Source organism: Rhizobium viscosum (assembly GCF_014873945.1).
Taxonomy (GTDB): domain Bacteria; phylum Pseudomonadota; class Alphaproteobacteria; order Rhizobiales; family Rhizobiaceae; genus Rhizobium; species Rhizobium viscosum.
In genome coordinates, this window is the sequence record NZ_JADBEC010000001.1 from 2,560,523 (window position 1) to 2,576,237 (window position 15,715).

At 59.7% G+C, this 15,715-nt stretch carries 15 protein-coding genes; 2 read left to right on the plus strand and 13 right to left on the minus strand.

All coding sequences use genetic code 11. From position 1 onward, the window contains the following. Window positions 1–66: 66 nt before the first annotated feature. From H4W29_RS12555 to H4W29_RS12605, 11 genes are all read right to left on the minus strand, one after another. Window positions 67–408, minus strand: a complete 342-nt coding sequence (locus H4W29_RS12555; protein ID WP_192729198.1) for a hypothetical protein — start codon at window positions 406–408, stop codon at window positions 67–69. A gap of 67 nt (window positions 409–475) precedes the next feature. Continuing rightward, window positions 476–1,507 (minus strand): ferrochelatase, encoded by a 1,032-nt coding sequence (hemH, locus tag H4W29_RS12560; RefSeq protein ID WP_192729199.1) that lies wholly within the window; start codon window positions 1,505–1,507, stop codon window positions 476–478. A 126-nt stretch (window positions 1,508–1,633) separates the two neighbouring features. Then, window positions 1,634–3,553, minus strand: a complete 1,920-nt coding sequence (locus tag H4W29_RS12565; RefSeq protein WP_192729200.1) for a bifunctional metallophosphatase/5'-nucleotidase — start codon at window positions 3,551–3,553, stop codon at window positions 1,634–1,636. Window positions 3,554–3,730: 177 nt separating this feature from the next. Next, the gene (locus tag H4W29_RS12570) at window positions 3,731–4,051 is read right to left on the minus strand and encodes a hypothetical protein (protein ID WP_192729201.1); all 321 of its coding nucleotides are present in this window, start codon (window positions 4,049–4,051) and stop codon (window positions 3,731–3,733) included. A 30-nt stretch (window positions 4,052–4,081) separates the two neighbouring features. Beyond that, window positions 4,082–4,450, minus strand: coding sequence for an outer membrane lipoprotein Omp10 (gene omp10 / locus H4W29_RS12575; protein ID WP_192729202.1), 369 nt, complete (start codon window positions 4,448–4,450; stop codon window positions 4,082–4,084). 172 nt (window positions 4,451–4,622) lie between these two features. After that, window positions 4,623–6,068, minus strand: coding sequence for a homospermidine synthase (locus H4W29_RS12580; protein ID WP_192729203.1), 1,446 nt, complete (start codon window positions 6,066–6,068; stop codon window positions 4,623–4,625). A gap of 131 nt (window positions 6,069–6,199) precedes the next feature. Continuing rightward, on the minus strand, window positions 6,200–7,072 hold the full coding sequence (locus tag H4W29_RS12585) for a heme-dependent oxidative N-demethylase family protein (protein WP_192729204.1): 873 nt from the start codon (window positions 7,070–7,072) through the stop codon (window positions 6,200–6,202). A 47-nt stretch (window positions 7,073–7,119) separates the two neighbouring features. After that, window positions 7,120–7,404 carry a YciI family protein gene (locus H4W29_RS12590; RefSeq protein ID WP_192729205.1) on the minus strand — a complete coding sequence of 95 codons (285 nt, stop codon included), beginning with the start codon at window positions 7,402–7,404 and terminating at the stop codon, window positions 7,120–7,122. A 3-nt stretch (window positions 7,405–7,407) separates the two neighbouring features. Next, the gene (locus H4W29_RS12595; protein ID WP_246517169.1) at window positions 7,408–8,037 is read right to left on the minus strand and encodes an aminotransferase class IV family protein; all 630 of its coding nucleotides are present in this window, start codon (window positions 8,035–8,037) and stop codon (window positions 7,408–7,410) included. After that, the gene (locus tag H4W29_RS12600; RefSeq protein ID WP_192729207.1) at window positions 8,034–9,194 is read right to left on the minus strand and encodes an aminodeoxychorismate synthase component I; all 1,161 of its coding nucleotides are present in this window, start codon (window positions 9,192–9,194) and stop codon (window positions 8,034–8,036) included. The genes H4W29_RS12595 and H4W29_RS12600 overlap by 4 nt, the downstream gene beginning before the upstream one ends. A gap of 34 nt (window positions 9,195–9,228) precedes the next feature. Continuing rightward, window positions 9,229–11,082 carry a M3 family oligoendopeptidase gene (locus H4W29_RS12605; protein ID WP_192729208.1) on the minus strand — a complete coding sequence of 618 codons (1,854 nt, stop codon included), beginning with the start codon at window positions 11,080–11,082 and terminating at the stop codon, window positions 9,229–9,231. Between the two features lie 208 nt (window positions 11,083–11,290). Between H4W29_RS12605 and H4W29_RS12610 the strand changes: the two genes are divergently transcribed. Then, complete coding sequence (locus H4W29_RS12610; protein WP_192729209.1) at window positions 11,291–12,835, plus strand: sigma-54-dependent transcriptional regulator; 1,545 nt, start codon at window positions 11,291–11,293, stop codon at window positions 12,833–12,835. A gap of 179 nt (window positions 12,836–13,014) precedes the next feature. Continuing rightward, a complete protein-coding gene (locus tag H4W29_RS12615) occupies window positions 13,015–14,895 on the plus strand; it encodes a peptidoglycan L,D-endopeptidase MepK (RefSeq protein ID WP_192729210.1) in 1,881 nt (626 codons plus the stop codon). Window positions 14,896–15,049: 154 nt separating this feature from the next. Here the strand turns inward: H4W29_RS12615 and H4W29_RS12620 are convergent, their stop codons facing one another. Both H4W29_RS12620 and H4W29_RS12625 read right to left on the minus strand, forming a co-directional pair. Continuing rightward, window positions 15,050–15,313 (minus strand): DUF2312 domain-containing protein, encoded by a 264-nt coding sequence (locus tag H4W29_RS12620; RefSeq protein WP_007822869.1) that lies wholly within the window; start codon window positions 15,311–15,313, stop codon window positions 15,050–15,052. 90 nt (window positions 15,314–15,403) lie between these two features. Continuing rightward, window positions 15,404–15,709, minus strand: a complete 306-nt coding sequence (locus tag H4W29_RS12625; RefSeq protein ID WP_192729211.1) for a DUF1244 domain-containing protein — start codon at window positions 15,707–15,709, stop codon at window positions 15,404–15,406. Window positions 15,710–15,715: the final 6 nt, after the last annotated feature.

Here is a 15,715-nt window from a genome sequence, read left to right on the forward strand (position 1 = left end):
CACCTATCTGACGTGGTGAGTTAGCACGTTCTTTGCAAGGAAGGAATGACGGCCGCGCCTGTCAAATCAGGGTGATAGGCCTGCATCATCGAGGTCGCTCTTTGTGATGTAGCCGCCCATCAGGCATTTGGTGAGGAACGGCTGATCGTCCGGCTTCAGATTGCTGGTTTTGACATCGCGGAGGCGAAGCTGACATGCGACCTGACCGACGATGCCTTTGGGAGGGGCGTTGGCATAGACGCGCTGATAGCGCTCCCACGCGAGATAACCGCCAACTGCGATAACGACCAAGCAGGCAAGGACAAGCAATTTTCTGAAACCCGAAGTCATAAAATACGTCCAGATCAATAAAGCAGCAGGCCGCGAACCTGCGGGCCGCAGCCGCGCCTCTGGCGCGATTGCGATCATTCTCTAGATCTGGGGCACAGGGCGCTTTTAGCTATTGCGGGCGCCAGAAAATCTGGCGCCGCGTCGATCATGCCCAGCCGAGCAGCTCGCGGCGCACGACTTTTTCCAGCACCTGCATGCCGTCTTCACCATCGTTCAGGCAGGGAATATGCGCGAACTGCTCGCCGCCATTGTGCTTGAAAGAATGGGCAGCCTGTTCGGCAATCTCTTCGAGCGTCTCCAGACAGTCGGAAACGAAGCCGGGATTCATGACGGCAATGCGCTTGACGCCGTCCTGCGCCAACTTCTCGACGGTCTTGTCGGTATAGGGCTGCAACCATTCTTCCGGCCCGAAGCGGGACTGGAAGGTAACCATGAAGTTTTCCTTCGTGAGCCCCAGGCGCTCGCGCAGCAGGCGTCCGGTCTTCTGACACTGGCAGTAATAGGGATCGCCCTGTTGGAAATAGGAGAGCGGAATGCCGTGGAAGGAGGCGAGCAGTATCTCGGGCTTCCAGTCGAGGGTGGCAAGGTGCTGCTCGACGGATTTGGCGAGCGCTTCGATATAGGTCTCGTCGTCGTGATAGTCCGGCACCGTGCGCAATGCCGGCTGCCAGCGCATGGTGAGCAGTTTCTGGAAGGCCTTGTCGTTGACGGTCGCAGTGGTAGCTGCCGCATATTGCGGATAGAGCGGGAAGAGCAGAATGCGGTCGCAGCCTTCATCCTTCAGCGCTTCGATGCGCGAGGGAATCGACGGCGTACCATAGCGCATTGCCCAGTCGACCTTGACGTTTGGCAGATCCTTCAGCCGTTCGGCCATGAAATCCGATTGGTTGCGGGTATAGGTGCGCAGCCAGCTCTCGTTCAGATCCTTGTTCCAGATCGTCTCATAGGCCTTGCCCACCTTCTGCGGGCGCGTGTTGAGGACGATGCCGAACAGGATCGGATACCACTTCCAGGGCGACCATTCGATGACGCGCTTATCGGTCAGGAATTCGCGCAGATAGCGTCGCATGGACGTGTAATCGGTGCCGTCAGGCGTGCCGAGATTGACCAGCAGGACGCCGACCTTGCCGAATTTGACGGCGGGATGGTCCGCCGGGCGGAGTGTAGTATCTGTCATTCTGGCCCCAACGCGCTTTCGTGTCTCGCCGGCTCATACGCAGCCTGCCGATCACGGTTCACCCTATAAGAAGAAAAGCCGGCCCGGGGAACCCCGGACCGGCTCTGATGATCGGGACAAATCGTCTTACTTGGCTGGAACCTGGATTTCCTCGCCGATCCGCAGATGGTGGGGGTTGGGGTTGCCATTGGCTTCCGACAGTTTGCGCCACTCGGCACCCTCGCCGTAGAAGGTCTTGGCGAGATCCCAGAAGGTATCGCCGGCAACGATGACGTGGGTCGAGGGCGTGGCCGGTGTAGAGGCTGCCGGGGCAGGTTCAACTGCCGGAGCGGGAGCGGCGGGGGTCGGTGCTGCAGGCGCCGGGGTCGGTTCGGCAGATGGAGCCGGGGCCGCGGGGGCAGGGGCTGCAGGAGCCTGCTCTGCGGAGGGAGCAGGTGCCGCCTGCGCAATTTCAGTGATGCGGCCGTCCGTATAAGGCTTATAGGGCGAGTGTGCGGCAATATATTCGGCTGTCACGTCGGCCAGGTCCGGACCGTAGTCATAGGCATTCTGGCCGTCCTTGAAGGCGACATAGCCATCGCCGCCGGCGCGCATGAAGTTGTTGGTGGCGACGCTATAGGTCTTGGCGTTGTCGATCGGCACGAAATTGTCGCCGTCCTTGACCTGCACATCGCTGACGCGGCTGCCGACCGGCTTCGACTGGTCGAATGTGAATTTCAGACCGGCGACCTGCGGGAAACGGCCGGCCCCCTGGTCGATCTGGCTGACGCCGTTTTCGAGCGCCTTGACGATATCGGCACCGGTCAGCTGGAAGGTTGCGAGCGTATTCTGGAAGGGCAGTACGGTGATGACTTCGCCCTGGGTGACGTCGCCGCCATCGATGGAGGCACGCAGGCCGCCGCCGTTCTGGATGGCAATGGTGACGCCCTGGTTCTTGCTACGGTCAAGTATGGCATCAGCTACCAGATTGCCCATCGAGCATTCCTTGACGCGGCAGACCTTGCGGTCGCCTTCGATCGGGCCTTCGGAGGAGCCGATCACCTTCTTGCGGAGATCCTCTATCGGCTTTGCCAATTCGGCAATACGCGCTGCGACTGCAGAATCGGGTGTGAAAGAGGAATCGATCAGGATGGGATCGCCCTTGGCCTCCTTGACGACACCGTTATCGTCGAAATTCACGACGAGATCGCCGAGGTACTTGCTGTAGGAGGCTGCCTGCACCACCGGCACTTTATAGCCGCCGGGATTGTCGACCATTGTCGGGTAGGGACCTTCGGCTTTCGGATCGGTGTTCGACAGCAGGCTGTGCGAGTGGCCGCCGACGACCACGTCGACATCAGGGATCTTGGCGATCATGGCGAGGTCGCGCGGATAGCCGACATGGGTGAGCGCAATGATCTTGTTGACGCCTTCGCCCTTCAGTTTCTCGACCTCTGCCGTGATGCTCTTGACGTCATCGGCGATCGTCACGTTCGGGCCGGGCGAGGAGAGTTCGGGCGTGTCATTGGTGACGGCACCGACGATACCGATCTTCTGGCCGCTGACATCAAGCACGAGAGAAGGCTTGACGCGATCGCCAAGCTTGGAGGCAGCACTTGCCTTGACGTTGGCGGTGACGACGGGGAATTGCACCTTGTCGAGGAAGGTTGCGAGCCCATCCTCGCTGTCGTCGAATTCGTGATTGCCGACCGTCATGGCATCGAACTTCATGAGGTTCAGCATTTCGGCTTCAGCCGCGCCCTTGTAGGTCGTGTAGAACAGCGAGCCCTGGAAGTTGTCGCCGGCGTTGAGCAGCAGCACGTTCTTGCCCGTTAGAGCCTCACGGCGCTGGTCGATGGCGGTCTTCAGGCGGGCGGCGCCGCCGAAGCATTCATTCTTGCCTTCCTCCTCGGCCGAGCAGGTGGAGTCGAACTTGTTGATCGATTCAATGCGTGAATGGAAATCGTTGATATGAAGAATATTGAGTTCGTAATCCGCGAAAGCAGCGCCTGTGCTTAGCGCCAGCATGGACGCGGTCAAAAGACCGAAGCTGAAAGACTTCGTCATCCCTGTTCTCCTGATTAAAAGGGCGAAGATCCCCCTGATCCTCGCCAGTCCCTTCCATGGTCAGCCGGTGCGGTTTCCCGGCATGCGGATGTTCCATCAGACGATGCACCGCCGCAAGGGAAAGCTGGGCCAGGAGGGCCGCTTTCCAAGGGGGAACCGGGCAAAAAAGCCGACGGGTTATCCCACACATTCTCCGGCGGCGGCGTTTTGGTGGAGTTCGTGCATGGCCTCCGCAATATTCGGAACTGTGGCGAGCGCAATGATCAAGCAAAGCAGGGAAACGATGCGGTGAAAGCGCCGGCCGGCCCGATAGGCAAGGACTGCGCCTGCGCCGTAGATCAGGACTGCCGGCACGGCGAAGATCAGCACCTGCAGCGGCCCGTCGCAATCGGGGGCGGCGATACCTTGGGCACGATAGACATTAGCCGGTAAAATGACCGCAAGTGCGGCAAGGGGTGTTGCGAGCAACAGGGCGAGGTAACCAGCGAAAACCCGCATGGTGCTTAGCCTTCACCCCATCTGTTCTTTTCAGCTACGGCGAGTCAGGACGAACTGTGCGCCGGCATCCGAGGTGCAGTTCAGCTGGCTTGTCGAAACGAGTGCGCAGTTGACCTTCGACTGGGTGTTGCGAACCAGCGAGGTCATGTTGATTTCCACCAGCGTCGGCGAGGTATTGGTATAGGTGCCGGAGGCCAGAAGCTGGTTGCTGTCGGTCGTGCGCGTCGTGAAAGTGCCGGACTGGAAGGTGGAGACGATGCCGTTCGGATCGGCCCAGGTTCCTTCGACACCGGCACGAGCGGGTGCCGATGCAGTGGGAAGGGGGCGCGGGCCGGAGGAAACGCAGGCGGCAAGAGCTGCCGATGCAACCGCAAGAACGAGACCAGTTCTGATTTTCATAAGGCTTCTCCCGGCGAATCTAGGCGGAAACTATTCGCGAAGTTCGCGCAAAACATGGCGCGGGCCTTCCACGAAGGCAAGCCTTCGACGGACGTCGGCCAGCATTTAGACAGCAGGCGTTACAAAAATGCCCGCCTGACAGCGGGCATCTTCGAGAGCATTAAGGCAGGGCTCAGCGAACGAGGATGTTCTTGAACTGCCACGGATCCTTGGTGTCGATGTCTTCCGGGAACAGGCCCGGACGGCCATCGAGCGGGGTCCAGTCGGTGTAGTGGCCTTCGACCGGGCCGAGATAGGGCAACTGCACTTCGAGGCAGCGCTTGTAATCCATCTCGTCGGCTTCGACGATGCCGGCCTTCGGGTTTTCAAGAGCCCAGACCATGCCGGCGAGAACGGCAGAGGTTACCTGCAGGCCGGTTGCGTTCTGGTAGGGGGCGATGCGGCGGGTTTCTTCCAGCGACAGGCGCGAACCGTACCAGTAGGCATTCTTGTCGTGGCCGTAGAGCAGTACGCCGAGCTCGTCGATACCGTCGACAAGTTCGTTTTCGTCGAGAACGTGCAGGACCGGCTGCGCCTTGCCGCCGTTGCCGAACATCTCATGCAGCGAGAGAACTGCGTCGTTGGCAGGATGGTAGGCATAGTGGCAGGTCGGGCGATAGGTGACGTCGCCGTCCTTGTCCTTCACCGTGAAGAAGTCGGCGATCGAGATCGACTCGTTGTGGGTGACGAGGAAGCCGTATTGCGGGCCGGGCGTCGGGCACCAGGTGCGCACGCGGGTGTTGGCGCCGGGCTGTTCCAGGAAGATGGCGGCCTTGGAGCCTTTCTTGTGCTTCTTGGCGTTCTTCGGCATCCAGTTTTCGTGGGTGCCCCAGCCGAGTTCTGCCGGCTGCAGGCCTTCGGAGATGAAGCCTTCAACGGACCAAGTGTTCCAAAAGACGTTGAGCGGCTTCGGGTGGATGGTGCGCTGCGTGTCACGCTCGGCGATGTGGATGCCCTTGACGCCGACCTTCTTCATGAGCTTTGCCCATTCTTCGCGGTCGTCCTGGCCCGGCTCATCGAACTTGAGGCCCATATCGCGGGCAAGGTTCAGGAGCCCCTGCTTGACGAACCAGGAGACCATGCCCGGATTTGCGCCGCAGGTGGAAACGGCAGTGGTGCCGCCGGGGTTTTTGGCCTTTTCCTTGCGAACGGTTTCACGCAGAGCGTAGTTGGTGCGTTCCTCGTTCTTCATGTCCTTGTCGAAATAGAAGCCGAGCCAGGGCTCGACGACGGTATCGATATAGAGCACGTCAAGCTTGCGGCAGAGCTTGATGATGTCGAGCGACGAGGTGTCGACGGAGAGGTTGACGCAGAAGCCCTGGCCTTCGCCTTCGGTCAGGAGCGGCTTCAGCAGCTCCTTGTAGTTGTCCTTCGTCACATGCGCCTGGATGTGCTTGACGCCGTGCTTTTCCAGAATGTGGGCATCGTCCGTGCGCGGGTCGATGACAACCATCCGGCTCTTGTCGAACTTGAAGTGGCGCTCGATCAGGGGCAGCGTGCCGCGGCCGATGGAGCCAAAGCCGATCATGACGATCGGACCGGTAATTTCGCCATATACCGGATAGTTCTGTTCCGTCATTCTTTTCTCCTGTTGGAAGGGAAGGAAGGCCTTCAGCCTAAAGAATTCATGTGAAAATGCCGCGAAGCTCGCGAAGTGACCGGCTCTAATCACAAAATGGCGTCACAATAAAGAGTGTTCCCCTGCAAAGGTTAAATATCGGGGCTGCAAAGTGCCCGCAATTTCCGCACGAGTTCCGTCCGCTGCAGGGTCAGCCCTTTGTAGGCGGTCTGCTGGTCGTCGAGCGCTTCCAGTTGATCGGCAAAGCTGGCTGCGAGTTTCCGCGCCTGCGGATGCCGGGCAATGGCGGCGACCGGATCGGTATAGATGCGGATGGTGAAGAGAATGTCGCCCGAGACAGGCAGCTTGCGAAGGGTCTGGCGCTCGACGCGGACGAAACGCTCATCAAGCGTGAAGGCCTCGGCGTAAGGCGGCCGGCGATGTTTCGAGATGGGAAGGAAGAGATCATCAGTGGTGTTGACCGACCAGTTCAGCCGCTCGACCGGCTGGGCGCTCTGCAGGCCGTCGAAGATGCGGGCAATCAGTGTGGCATTGCGCGTGCCTTCGCCGAAGCCCGGCACATCCGCATGGATCTCGTGCATCGGCCGACCGAATTTCTCATGTAGCGACCACGAGGAGGGAAAGGCGACATGGGCGGCAACGAGATGCCAGCCATCGGCCTTGCGGCGCATCAGAACGAGATCATCCTGGATGAGTGAACCGGCCTTGAAGAGAGGCGGCAGATCGGAAGTATCCCGCCGGAGCATCGCCGGATGCCGATCGGCAAGGTGAGCGAGGAGAACATCCAGTGCCTCCTGCTGGGCTGCTTCCGTCCCATCCTCTGCAACGAAGATGTCATCGAGGCGCTCGACCGCCAGCCGCGCCTTTTCCTCGAGGTAGCGGTTGAGATCGTCGTCGGGTTCGATCCAGCGAGCGGGATCGAACGGCATCAGACCGATCGTGAAGGGCCGAGCCGAGCCGTCATAGGGTGTATAGGTGGGGGGCGTGTAGGTCGGATGTTTCATCGCCGCTCCTTTTTGAGCCTGACGATTTGCCGGGTGCGGTTTGTAACTCAGCGCTTCAGAGCCTCCAACCCTTCCGTCACCGTCGTAAGCGCGACTTCTGTGATGTCATATTCGGCAACGCCATGGATGGTGAACGGGTCGGCTGCGACATAGGCTTCAATCTGGGCACGGTCGCCGACGGCGAGAACGACTCCGCCGGTGCGTGGTACCTTCCGGCCGGAAGCGAGGAACCAGCCCTTCGCATATCCTTCCTTCACCCAGGCCATATGCGGCTCCATGTGCTTGTCGGCCTCTTCGTTGGGCTTCACATAGGTCAGGGAGAGGATCAGCATTGGTCAGTCCTTTTGCAGCGCAGCGCGGATCAGGCCGCGCAGCGAATTTCCAACGTAAAGTGTACCCTTGTCCAGATCATCGAGCGTGATGCGACCAACGCGGGCCTTTCGTTGGCAGATGAGCTCGGTGCGCAGCACGCCGGCGAGCAGGCCGCAGGAGATCGGCGATGTCCTGAGAATGCCGGAGCCGTCATCAAGGAAGACGGAAGTGATCGTTCCCTCGCAGACGTCTTGTCGCTCGTTGAGCAAGATGACTTCATCCGCCTGTTGCTGCGGGAACTCGGCGCGCGCCGCTTCATACACAGTCCGGCATGTGGTCTTGATACGCAGTAGCTTGTCACTGGAATCGAGACGCGTGCTGGCGATACGGAGTTTCCAGACCGTGTCTTGCGGCAGCGGCGTGAAGGGCGCGGTGGTAATGTCGATCCGGCCCTGGCCGTCGAAAGTCAGCCTGACACGGCGCGGCTCCTTGTCATCCCTTACCGCATCTTCCAGCTTCGCGACCACATCCATCGGTTCGGGAAAACCAATGCGGCGGGCGGAGCGGGAGAGGCGGGCGAGATGAAGGCGCAGGCGAACGAACCCTTCGTCCGGTTGCCAGCGCAGGGTTTCGATCAGCGAAAAATCCGTCATCGGGCAATCCATTGGTCGCCGACGGCAAAGCGGGCCTTAAGCAGGCATTCCTCATATTCGGCTTCATCAGTGGAATCGAAGACGATGCCGCCGCCGACATTGAAGACTGCTTTGCCGCCGTCGAAGAGCGTCATGGTGCGTATGGCAACGGAGAAGCGCATCGCGCCGTTGGGCGTGATCATGCCGATTGCACCGCAATAGGCATCGCGCGGACCGTCCTCGAGGTCGTGGAGGATTTCCATGGCGCGGATCTTCGGCGCGCCGGTAATCGAGCCGCAGGGAAAAAGGGCGGCGAAGATGTCGCGGATGGAAAGATCGGGCAGGAGCTTCGCCTGGACGTGGCTAACCATCTGGTGGACAGTCGGATAGGTCTCGATTTCGAAGAGTTTTGGAACGTCGAGCGTGCCGACCTCGGTGATGCGCGAGATATCGTTGCGCAAGAGGTCGACGATCATGCGGTTCTCCGCTTGCGTCTTGATGTCGGCCTTCATGGCTTCGACGATTCCAGCATCGTCGGCCGGTGTCGCGCCGCGTTTGGCCGTACCCTTCATCGGATGCGTCTCGATCCAGCCATCTTCGTCAGTGCGGAAAAACAGTTCCGGTGAGCGGGAAAGAATGATGGGGCCGCCGAGATCGGCAAACGCGCCGTACTTGACGGGCTGGCGGTCGATCAGCGACCAGAAGGCGGCCAGCGGGTCGCCGCTCCAACGGGCTTCGATCGGCATCGTCAGGTTGGCCTGATAGATATCGCCGAGGCGCAGATGCCTGTGGAGGCGGTCGAAACGCTCTTTATATATATCGAAATTCCAGCCGGCCTTCGGTGCCGTCAGGAATTCCTCGTTTTCGCGGCGCTGCCGTGGCCTTGCGAGAGGATGATCGTCCGGTTGCGGCGCGTCGAAGACACCGAACAGCAGCAGCGGTGTCTCGCGGTTCTCTTGCGCGAAGGGAGCAAGCTTTTCTTCGAAGAGATGACCGGCCTCATAAGCGATGTAGCCGGCAAGCCACTTGCCGGCCTGTCGCGCCTCTTCCATCCGCGTGAGTGCCGGCAGGAATTCCGCCTTCGTGCGGGCGATGATCGTGCTTACCGGGCCGGCGAAGAGCATGACTTCGCCGGTCGTGTCGTCCCGGAACAGGATGAAGGGTTCGGACGCTGCCATTGCCTTTCCAGCGAAGCTGCGAGTTTCGGCGGTCTTATGCCTTGTCCAGTGCCTCGAGTTCGTCGATCAGGCCTTCAATCATCGACAGGCCCTTGCTCCAGAAGGAAGGATCGGTTGCATCCAGGCCAAACGGCTTCAGCAGTTCGGAATGATGCTTGGTGCCGCCAGCCTTCAACATCTCGAAATACTTGTCCTGAAAGCCCTTCTCGGCTTTCTGATAGACGGCATAGAGCGAGTTCACCAGGCAGTCGCCGAAAGCATAGGCGTAAACATAGAAGGGCGAATGGATGAAGTGGGGGATATAGGCCCAGTAGGTCTCATAACCCTCGGAAATCCTGATCGCCGGGCCAAGGCTTTCGGACTGGACGGAAAGCCAAAGTTCGCCGATGTCGTCGGCGGTCAGTTCGCCGGCCTTGCGGGCGGTATGAACCTTGCGTTCGAACTCGTAGAAGGCGATCTGGCGCACGACCGTATTGATCATGTCCTCGACCTTCTGGGCAAGCATGGCCTTGCGTTCGCGCTTGTCGGTCGTCCGGTTGAGCAGCGCGCGGAAGGTCAGCATCTCGCCGAAGACGGAAGCTGTTTCGGCAAGTGTCAGCGGTGTCTGGCACATGAGGGCGCCTTGCGCGCCGGCAAGAACCTGATGAACGCCGTGGCCGAGCTCATGGGCGAGCGTCATCACATCGCGTGGTTTGCCCATGTAATTGACGAGCACATAGGGATGGGCCGATGGAACGGTTGGATGCGCAAAAGCGCCGGGCGCCTTGCCGGGGCGCACGGGGGCGTCGATCCACTGTTCGTCAAAGAAGCGCTTGGCGATTTCAGCCATTTCCGGCGCGAAATTGCCATAGGCGGACAGCACCGTGTCCCTGGCTTCAGTCCAGGAAATGATGGCACCAGAGGTTTCCGGAAGCGGCGCATTGCGATCCCAGAAATTCATCTGCTCCATGCCGAGCCATTTCGCCTTCATCTTGTAATAGCGATGCGAAAGACGCGGATAGGCTTCCTTCACCGCCGCAGCAAGTGCATCGACCACTTCGCGCTCGACGCGGTTCGCCAGATGGCGGCTGTCGGCAATGTCTTCGAAGCTGCGCCAGCGATCGGAGATATCCTTGTCCTTGGCGAGCGTATTGGTGATGAGCGTAAAGATGCGGATGTTGGTCTTGAAGGTTTCCGCGAGCGCCATTGCCGCCTTGCGGCGCACGTCCGGATCCTTTTCCTGCAGCATGTTCAATGCCACTTCGAGCGGTAGCTTCTCGCCGTCGATCTCGAAGCGCAGCTCCGCCATCGTCTCATCGAAGAGACGGTTGAAGGCGGCAGCGGATGTCATCGACTTTTCGAGGAAGAGCTGCTCGAGCTGATCTTCGAGCTGGTAGGGCTTGTCCTTGCGCAGGTCGACCAGCCAGGGGCGGTAATGGCCGGCAAGCGGATCGTTCGCCATGCAGGCATCGATCACTGGATCGTCGATACGGTTGAGTTCGAGAGCGAAGAACAACAGACGGCCGGAATAGTCGGTAAGCTTGGCCTGGACATCGCCATAGAGCTTGCCGTTTGCCGGGTTGGACGTATCCGAGAAATAGGTAAGACCGGCGAAAGAGCCGAGGCGGCCCATGATATCGTCGAGCGCCTCATATTCCTTCAGCGCCTGGCCGATGCCTTCCTCGCCGTTCTTCGCGGCTGCTTCGGCAAGTTTGCCCTTCCATTTGTCTTCGAAAGCGGAAGCGGCCTTGCCGGCCTTTTCCATATCGGCGACGAAGGCGGTGGAGGTGGCCGAGGGGTAGAGATCCTGCAGCCGCCAGGAAGGAAGGTCGCCCAGAGCCGGATCTGATGCTGCAGCGGGAGCCGTTGCCGAAAGGTGAAGATCGGCATGCGCAAGCATATGTCTCATGGGGCGGTTCCTCTTCCTCTTTTATGACAGGTCTGACTGTCTAAGCGTCGTAACGCCTGTCAGCAAGGGTTTTTCAGCACGAAAAAGGCCCTGTTACGGCACGAAAACGGCCTGTCGTAATCGTTAAAATGCAATTGTTTCTCAAAACTGGATGTTCAAGCCTTTCTGTCAGAGTGCGCTCTATGGTTTCGCATGAAGTGAGGCGACAATGACCGGTTACAATGAGCTCAAAGGGGCAGGGCAGATCCTTGTGGTCGAGGACGATCCCGTGCAGCGCCGTCTGCTCAAGAACGCGATCGAGCGTAGCGGCCATGTGGTGCATCAGGCCGAAAACGGCCGCATCGGGCTGGAGATGGTGAAGCGCGATCCCGGCCTTTTCAATGTCATCGTGCTCGATTTGATGATGCCGGAAATGACCGGCCTCGAATTTCTCGAAGCACTGCATGATTTCGGCACCCAGATTCCTGTTATCGTCCAGACGGGACAGGGCGGCATCGAAACGGTCGTGCAGGCCATGCGCGCTGGCGCCTTCGATTTCGTCGTCAAGCCGGTTTCTCCGGAGCGCATCAATACGTCTATCTCCAATGCCATGAAGCTCGACCAGCGTGAGGTGAAGGCCCGTACCGGCCGCCGTTCACGCTCGGGTTCCGTCGGCTTCGACGACATCGTTTCGGCAAGCCCGGCGATGATCCGCGTCATCGATCTGGCGCAGCGCGCCTCGCAGTCCAATATCCCGGTCGTCCTCGAAGGCGAATCGGGTGTCGGCAAGGAGTTGGTGGCGCGCGCCATCCAGTCAGGGGGCGATCGGGCCACCAAGCCGTTCGTGACGGTCAATTGCGGCGCCATTCCGCACAATCTCGTCGAAAGCATCCTCTTCGGTCACGAAAAGGGTGCGTTTACCGGCGCGACCGAAAAGCATATCGGCAAGTTCATGGAAGCCGATGGCGGCACCATCTTCCTCGACGAGATCGGCGACCTCCCGCTCGAAGTGCAGGTGAAGCTGCTGCGCGCCGTTCAACAGGGCGAGATCGAGACCGTCGGTGCGCGCACTGCGCACAAGGTCAATGTTCGCCTCATCTCGGCGACGAACAAGGATCTGATCGAAGAGGTCAAGAACGGCCACTTCCGCGAAGACCTCTACTATCGCCTGAACGTCTTCCCGATCACTATTCCGGCGTTGCGCAAGCGCAAGGAAGACATTCCGCATCTGGTGCGCGTCTTTGCCGACCGCTTCTCCAGCGAGCAGAAGAACGGCCGCCGCATGACGGTCAATGCCGGTGCGCTGGCATTGCTGACTGCCTATGACTGGCCGGGCAATATCCGCCAGCTCGAAAACGCGATCTTCCGCGCCGTCGTGCTTGCTGAAGGTCCGGAGCTGACTGAGGCGGACTTCCCGCAGATCGCTGCGCAGCTTCCGAACTACGAGGTCGTTGATCATCTGGCGCTCGTTGCCAACAATTCGCACCTCGATCCGGACGCGGAATTCCCCGAGGACTATCAGGCGGAATCCGTCGCCGAGACGATACGCCGCGGGGCCGAGGCTTCCGACAACGCGATATCGAGCGTCAATCAGTCTGGTGATGTTCGGCGTCTCGCCGATGTCGAGGAAGAACTGATTCGTTTTGCCTTGAAATTCTACCGAGGGCAAATGAGTCAAGTGGCAAGAAAGCTAGGTATCGGGCGATCCACACTTTATAGAAAGCTCAAGGATTACGGTATCGACCCCGATAATCCTCAGAAAGATGCGGCGTAAGGGCCTTTTTATTAAGAATAAGGCAACCACGTTTCGTTACCGTCCATAAACCACTTGTTAGCGGCTCGTTCACTCTATAAAGAAAAGGTTGATCATGTGTGGCATTTTTGCCATCGTGTGACCGCAATTGACAGCCATTTGAGACAGCATTGGACATTGACTGTCTGACGGGGATCGAGTTGCCGAATCTGAATGGGAATACCAAGCTTTCGCGCTTGAGTTGGCGCTTGTCGTGCGCCAAGATTGGCGGAAAGGCAATTAGGACGGCAGCGGCCGCCCTCATTGCACTCGCGGTTTCCTCACCGGTATTCGTTAGCACGCCGTCTCAGGCAGCGGGGGACACCCGCAGCCTGAAGCTCTATTTCATTCATACCGGCGAAAAGGCCGTCATCACCTATAAGCGAAACGGCAGGTTCGACCCCAAGGGTCTTGAGCAGCTCAACCGTTTTCTGCGTGACTGGCGCAAGAATCAGCCGACGAAGATGGATCCGCGCCTCTTCGACCTCATCTGGGAAGTCTACCGCCAGTCCGGCTCCAGGGATTACATCAACGTCGTCTGCGGTTTCCGCTCGCCGGCTACCAACGAGATGCTGCGCGGTCGTTCGCGCAAGTCCGGTGTCGCCGAAAAGAGCCAGCATATGCTCGGCAAGGCGATGGACTTCTTCATTCCGGACGTGAAGCTCGCCACGCTGCGCGGTATCGGCATGAAGATGCAGGTCGGCGGCGTCGGTTTCTACCCGAAGTCCGGTTCGCCCTTCGTGCATATGGATGTTGGCGGCGTTCGCGCCTGGCCGCGCATGAGCCGCGACGAGCTGGTCAGGCTCTTCCCTGACGGCAATACCATTCATATTCCCGCCGATGGCAAGCCGCTGCCGGGCTACCAGCAGGCAATGGCCGATTACAAGCGCCGCATGGCGAACGGCAGCCAGATCATGATGGCCAGCGCCGGCGCTTCAGTTTCCGATGACGAACCTCGCAAGCAGAAGACGCTGTTTGCCTACCTCTTTGGCGGTGGCGCCGACGAGGAAGAGGATAATTCCGAGGATAGCACACCGGTTGCTGTCGCAAAGGCAACGCCGCCGAAGGCTGAGGCTGTCCCGGCAGCTGATGAACCTCAGCCGCAGACCGAAGTTGCAAGCGTCAATGCACCGGTGCCGCAGGTTCGCCCGGCCTTTAGCAATCAGCTTGCCGGCAACGAGGTTGCCAATGCCCTGGTGCCGCCATCTGCAGGCAACGCCGCCCAGCAGGCCCTTGCTGCCATGCCGGCTGGCCAGCCGCAGGAACCTGAGCATTTTGCCGATCTCAGTGGTTACAGCATTCCGGTTCCGTCGCTCCTCGGGCAGCGTCGTGCCCCGGGTGATGCCGAACTTGCCTCTGTTGATCCGGGCCTGATGTCGACGAGCGTTCCGACCCCAGCCGAACGTCCGGCCGTTGCCGAAAACCTGCTTGCTGCGCAGAATGCCGATCCTGACGCAGGTGAAGACGAAGCTGATCAGGATACGCTTTCGCCCGCCATGGCGGCAGCACTTGCAAAGCAGCAGGATCAGAGCGGTGGCGTTGATGTCGCTATGAACGCACCTTCTGAGCCGCAGACCGTGGAGCAGGCAATCAACGCCGCCGCGCCGAAGAACCCGTCGGCACTCGACAAGCCGCCGCTGCAGCTTGCAGCACTTGCCCCGATGACGAAGTCCGCAAGCTTTGCTGCTCCTCCCGTGGCGCCGAAGCCTGTCGCCGTCAACAGCCCGGTCGCGCAGGGCTTGCCCACAAAGGGTGGTCGTCCGACGAAGCAGGAAGCGGAAGTTGCCGACGAAAGCCGCCAGACGGTTCGTACAGAGCCGAAGCTGACGCAGAAGATGATCTCACAGTGGGCTCTTACCAATGCCCGCCTGGAAATGGCGTCCAAGAAGGTGCAGGCACCGCGCTTCGTCAGCCAGGAGCTGCGCGCCCAGCCAACCTCGGTTTATGCCGAAGGCTTCCAGAAGACTGCTTCGATCGACCCAGGTCGCTTCAGCGGCACCGCCGTCAATTTCATGGAAGTGCGCAAGTTCAACACGCGCTGATCCATCCAGATTTCGAGTAAGCAAAAGCCGCTGGATCGTCTCCGGCGGCTTTCGTTTTAGGGGCAGCGGCAGGGCGAAAATGCGCTGGCCTTTGACGGCGTCAAAAGAAAAGCCGCCATGAAGGCGGCTCTCTGAAAATATGGCTGGATGGTCCTCAGCCTTCCGGCGGGGATTCGATCATGCCGAGGGCATGCAGGTAGGTATCGAGGATCGCATCCTCTTCCATGCGCTCCTGCTCGTCCTTCTTGCGCAGCGCAACGACCTTCTTGAGGATCTTGGTGTCGAAGCCCATGCCCTTGGCTTCGCCATAGACGTCCTTGATGTCGTCGGCGATGGTCTTCTTTTCTTCTTCCAGGCGTTCAATGCGCTCGACAAAAGCGCGAAGCTGATCGCGGGCGACGCCATGTGCATCAGACATCGTGTTCTCCTGATTTCGGGATATGCATTCGGGTTGCCAGTGACTGCCGCGAAGTGCCGCCAGCGTCAAGACGATTTGAGAGCGGGTGGACTATTTGTGCGGGTTGTTCACCTCAAAAGCTGCCTTTTGCACAGGCGATGCTTCCGTCTGGTGGATGTTCTTCCAGTCTTCGTAGGGCATGCCGTAGACGATCTCGCGCGATTCGTCCTTTGTTATAGGAACGCCTTCGGCTTCCGCAGCTTCGCGGTACCAGTTGGACAGGCAGTTGCGGCAAAAGCCGGCGAGATTCATCAGATCGATGTTCTGCACGTCGGTTCGTTCCCGAAGATGCGCAACGAGCCGGCGGAAGGCGGCTGCCTCGAACTCCGTCTGCTGTTTTTTGCTGAGCGTGGTCATGGGTCA

What these genes read in the sequence shown, in the direction of transcription:
- H4W29_RS12555 (WP_192729198.1), bottom strand. Translation starts at nt 408, where the DNA reads ATGATCGCAATCGCGCCAGAGGCGCGGCTGCGGCCCGCAGGTTCGCGG.
- hemH (WP_192729199.1), bottom strand. Translation starts at nt 1,507, where the DNA reads ATGACAGATACTACACTCCGCCCGGCGGACCATCCCGCCGTCAAATTC.
- H4W29_RS12565 (WP_192729200.1), bottom strand. Translation starts at nt 3,553, where the DNA reads ATGACGAAGTCTTTCAGCTTCGGTCTTTTGACCGCGTCCATGCTGGCG.
- H4W29_RS12570 (WP_192729201.1), bottom strand. Translation starts at nt 4,051, where the DNA reads ATGCGGGTTTTCGCTGGTTACCTCGCCCTGTTGCTCGCAACACCCCTT.
- omp10 (WP_192729202.1), bottom strand. Translation starts at nt 4,450, where the DNA reads ATGAAAATCAGAACTGGTCTCGTTCTTGCGGTTGCATCGGCAGCTCTT.
- H4W29_RS12580 (WP_192729203.1), bottom strand. Translation starts at nt 6,068, where the DNA reads ATGACGGAACAGAACTATCCGGTATATGGCGAAATTACCGGTCCGATC.
- H4W29_RS12585 (WP_192729204.1), bottom strand. Translation starts at nt 7,072, where the DNA reads ATGAAACATCCGACCTACACGCCCCCCACCTATACACCCTATGACGGC.
- H4W29_RS12590 (WP_192729205.1), bottom strand. Translation starts at nt 7,404, where the DNA reads ATGCTGATCCTCTCCCTGACCTATGTGAAGCCCAACGAAGAGGCCGAC.
- H4W29_RS12595 (WP_246517169.1), bottom strand. Translation starts at nt 8,037, where the DNA reads ATGACGGATTTTTCGCTGATCGAAACCCTGCGCTGGCAACCGGACGAA.
- H4W29_RS12600 (WP_192729207.1), bottom strand. Translation starts at nt 9,194, where the DNA reads ATGGCAGCGTCCGAACCCTTCATCCTGTTCCGGGACGACACGACCGGC.
- H4W29_RS12605 (WP_192729208.1), bottom strand. Translation starts at nt 11,082, where the DNA reads ATGAGACATATGCTTGCGCATGCCGATCTTCACCTTTCGGCAACGGCT.
- H4W29_RS12610 (WP_192729209.1), top strand. Translation starts at nt 11,291, where the DNA reads ATGACCGGTTACAATGAGCTCAAAGGGGCAGGGCAGATCCTTGTGGTC.
- H4W29_RS12620 (WP_007822869.1), bottom strand. Translation starts at nt 15,313, where the DNA reads ATGTCTGATGCACATGGCGTCGCCCGCGATCAGCTTCGCGCTTTTGTC.
- H4W29_RS12625 (WP_192729211.1), bottom strand. Translation starts at nt 15,709, where the DNA reads ATGACCACGCTCAGCAAAAAACAGCAGACGGAGTTCGAGGCAGCCGCC.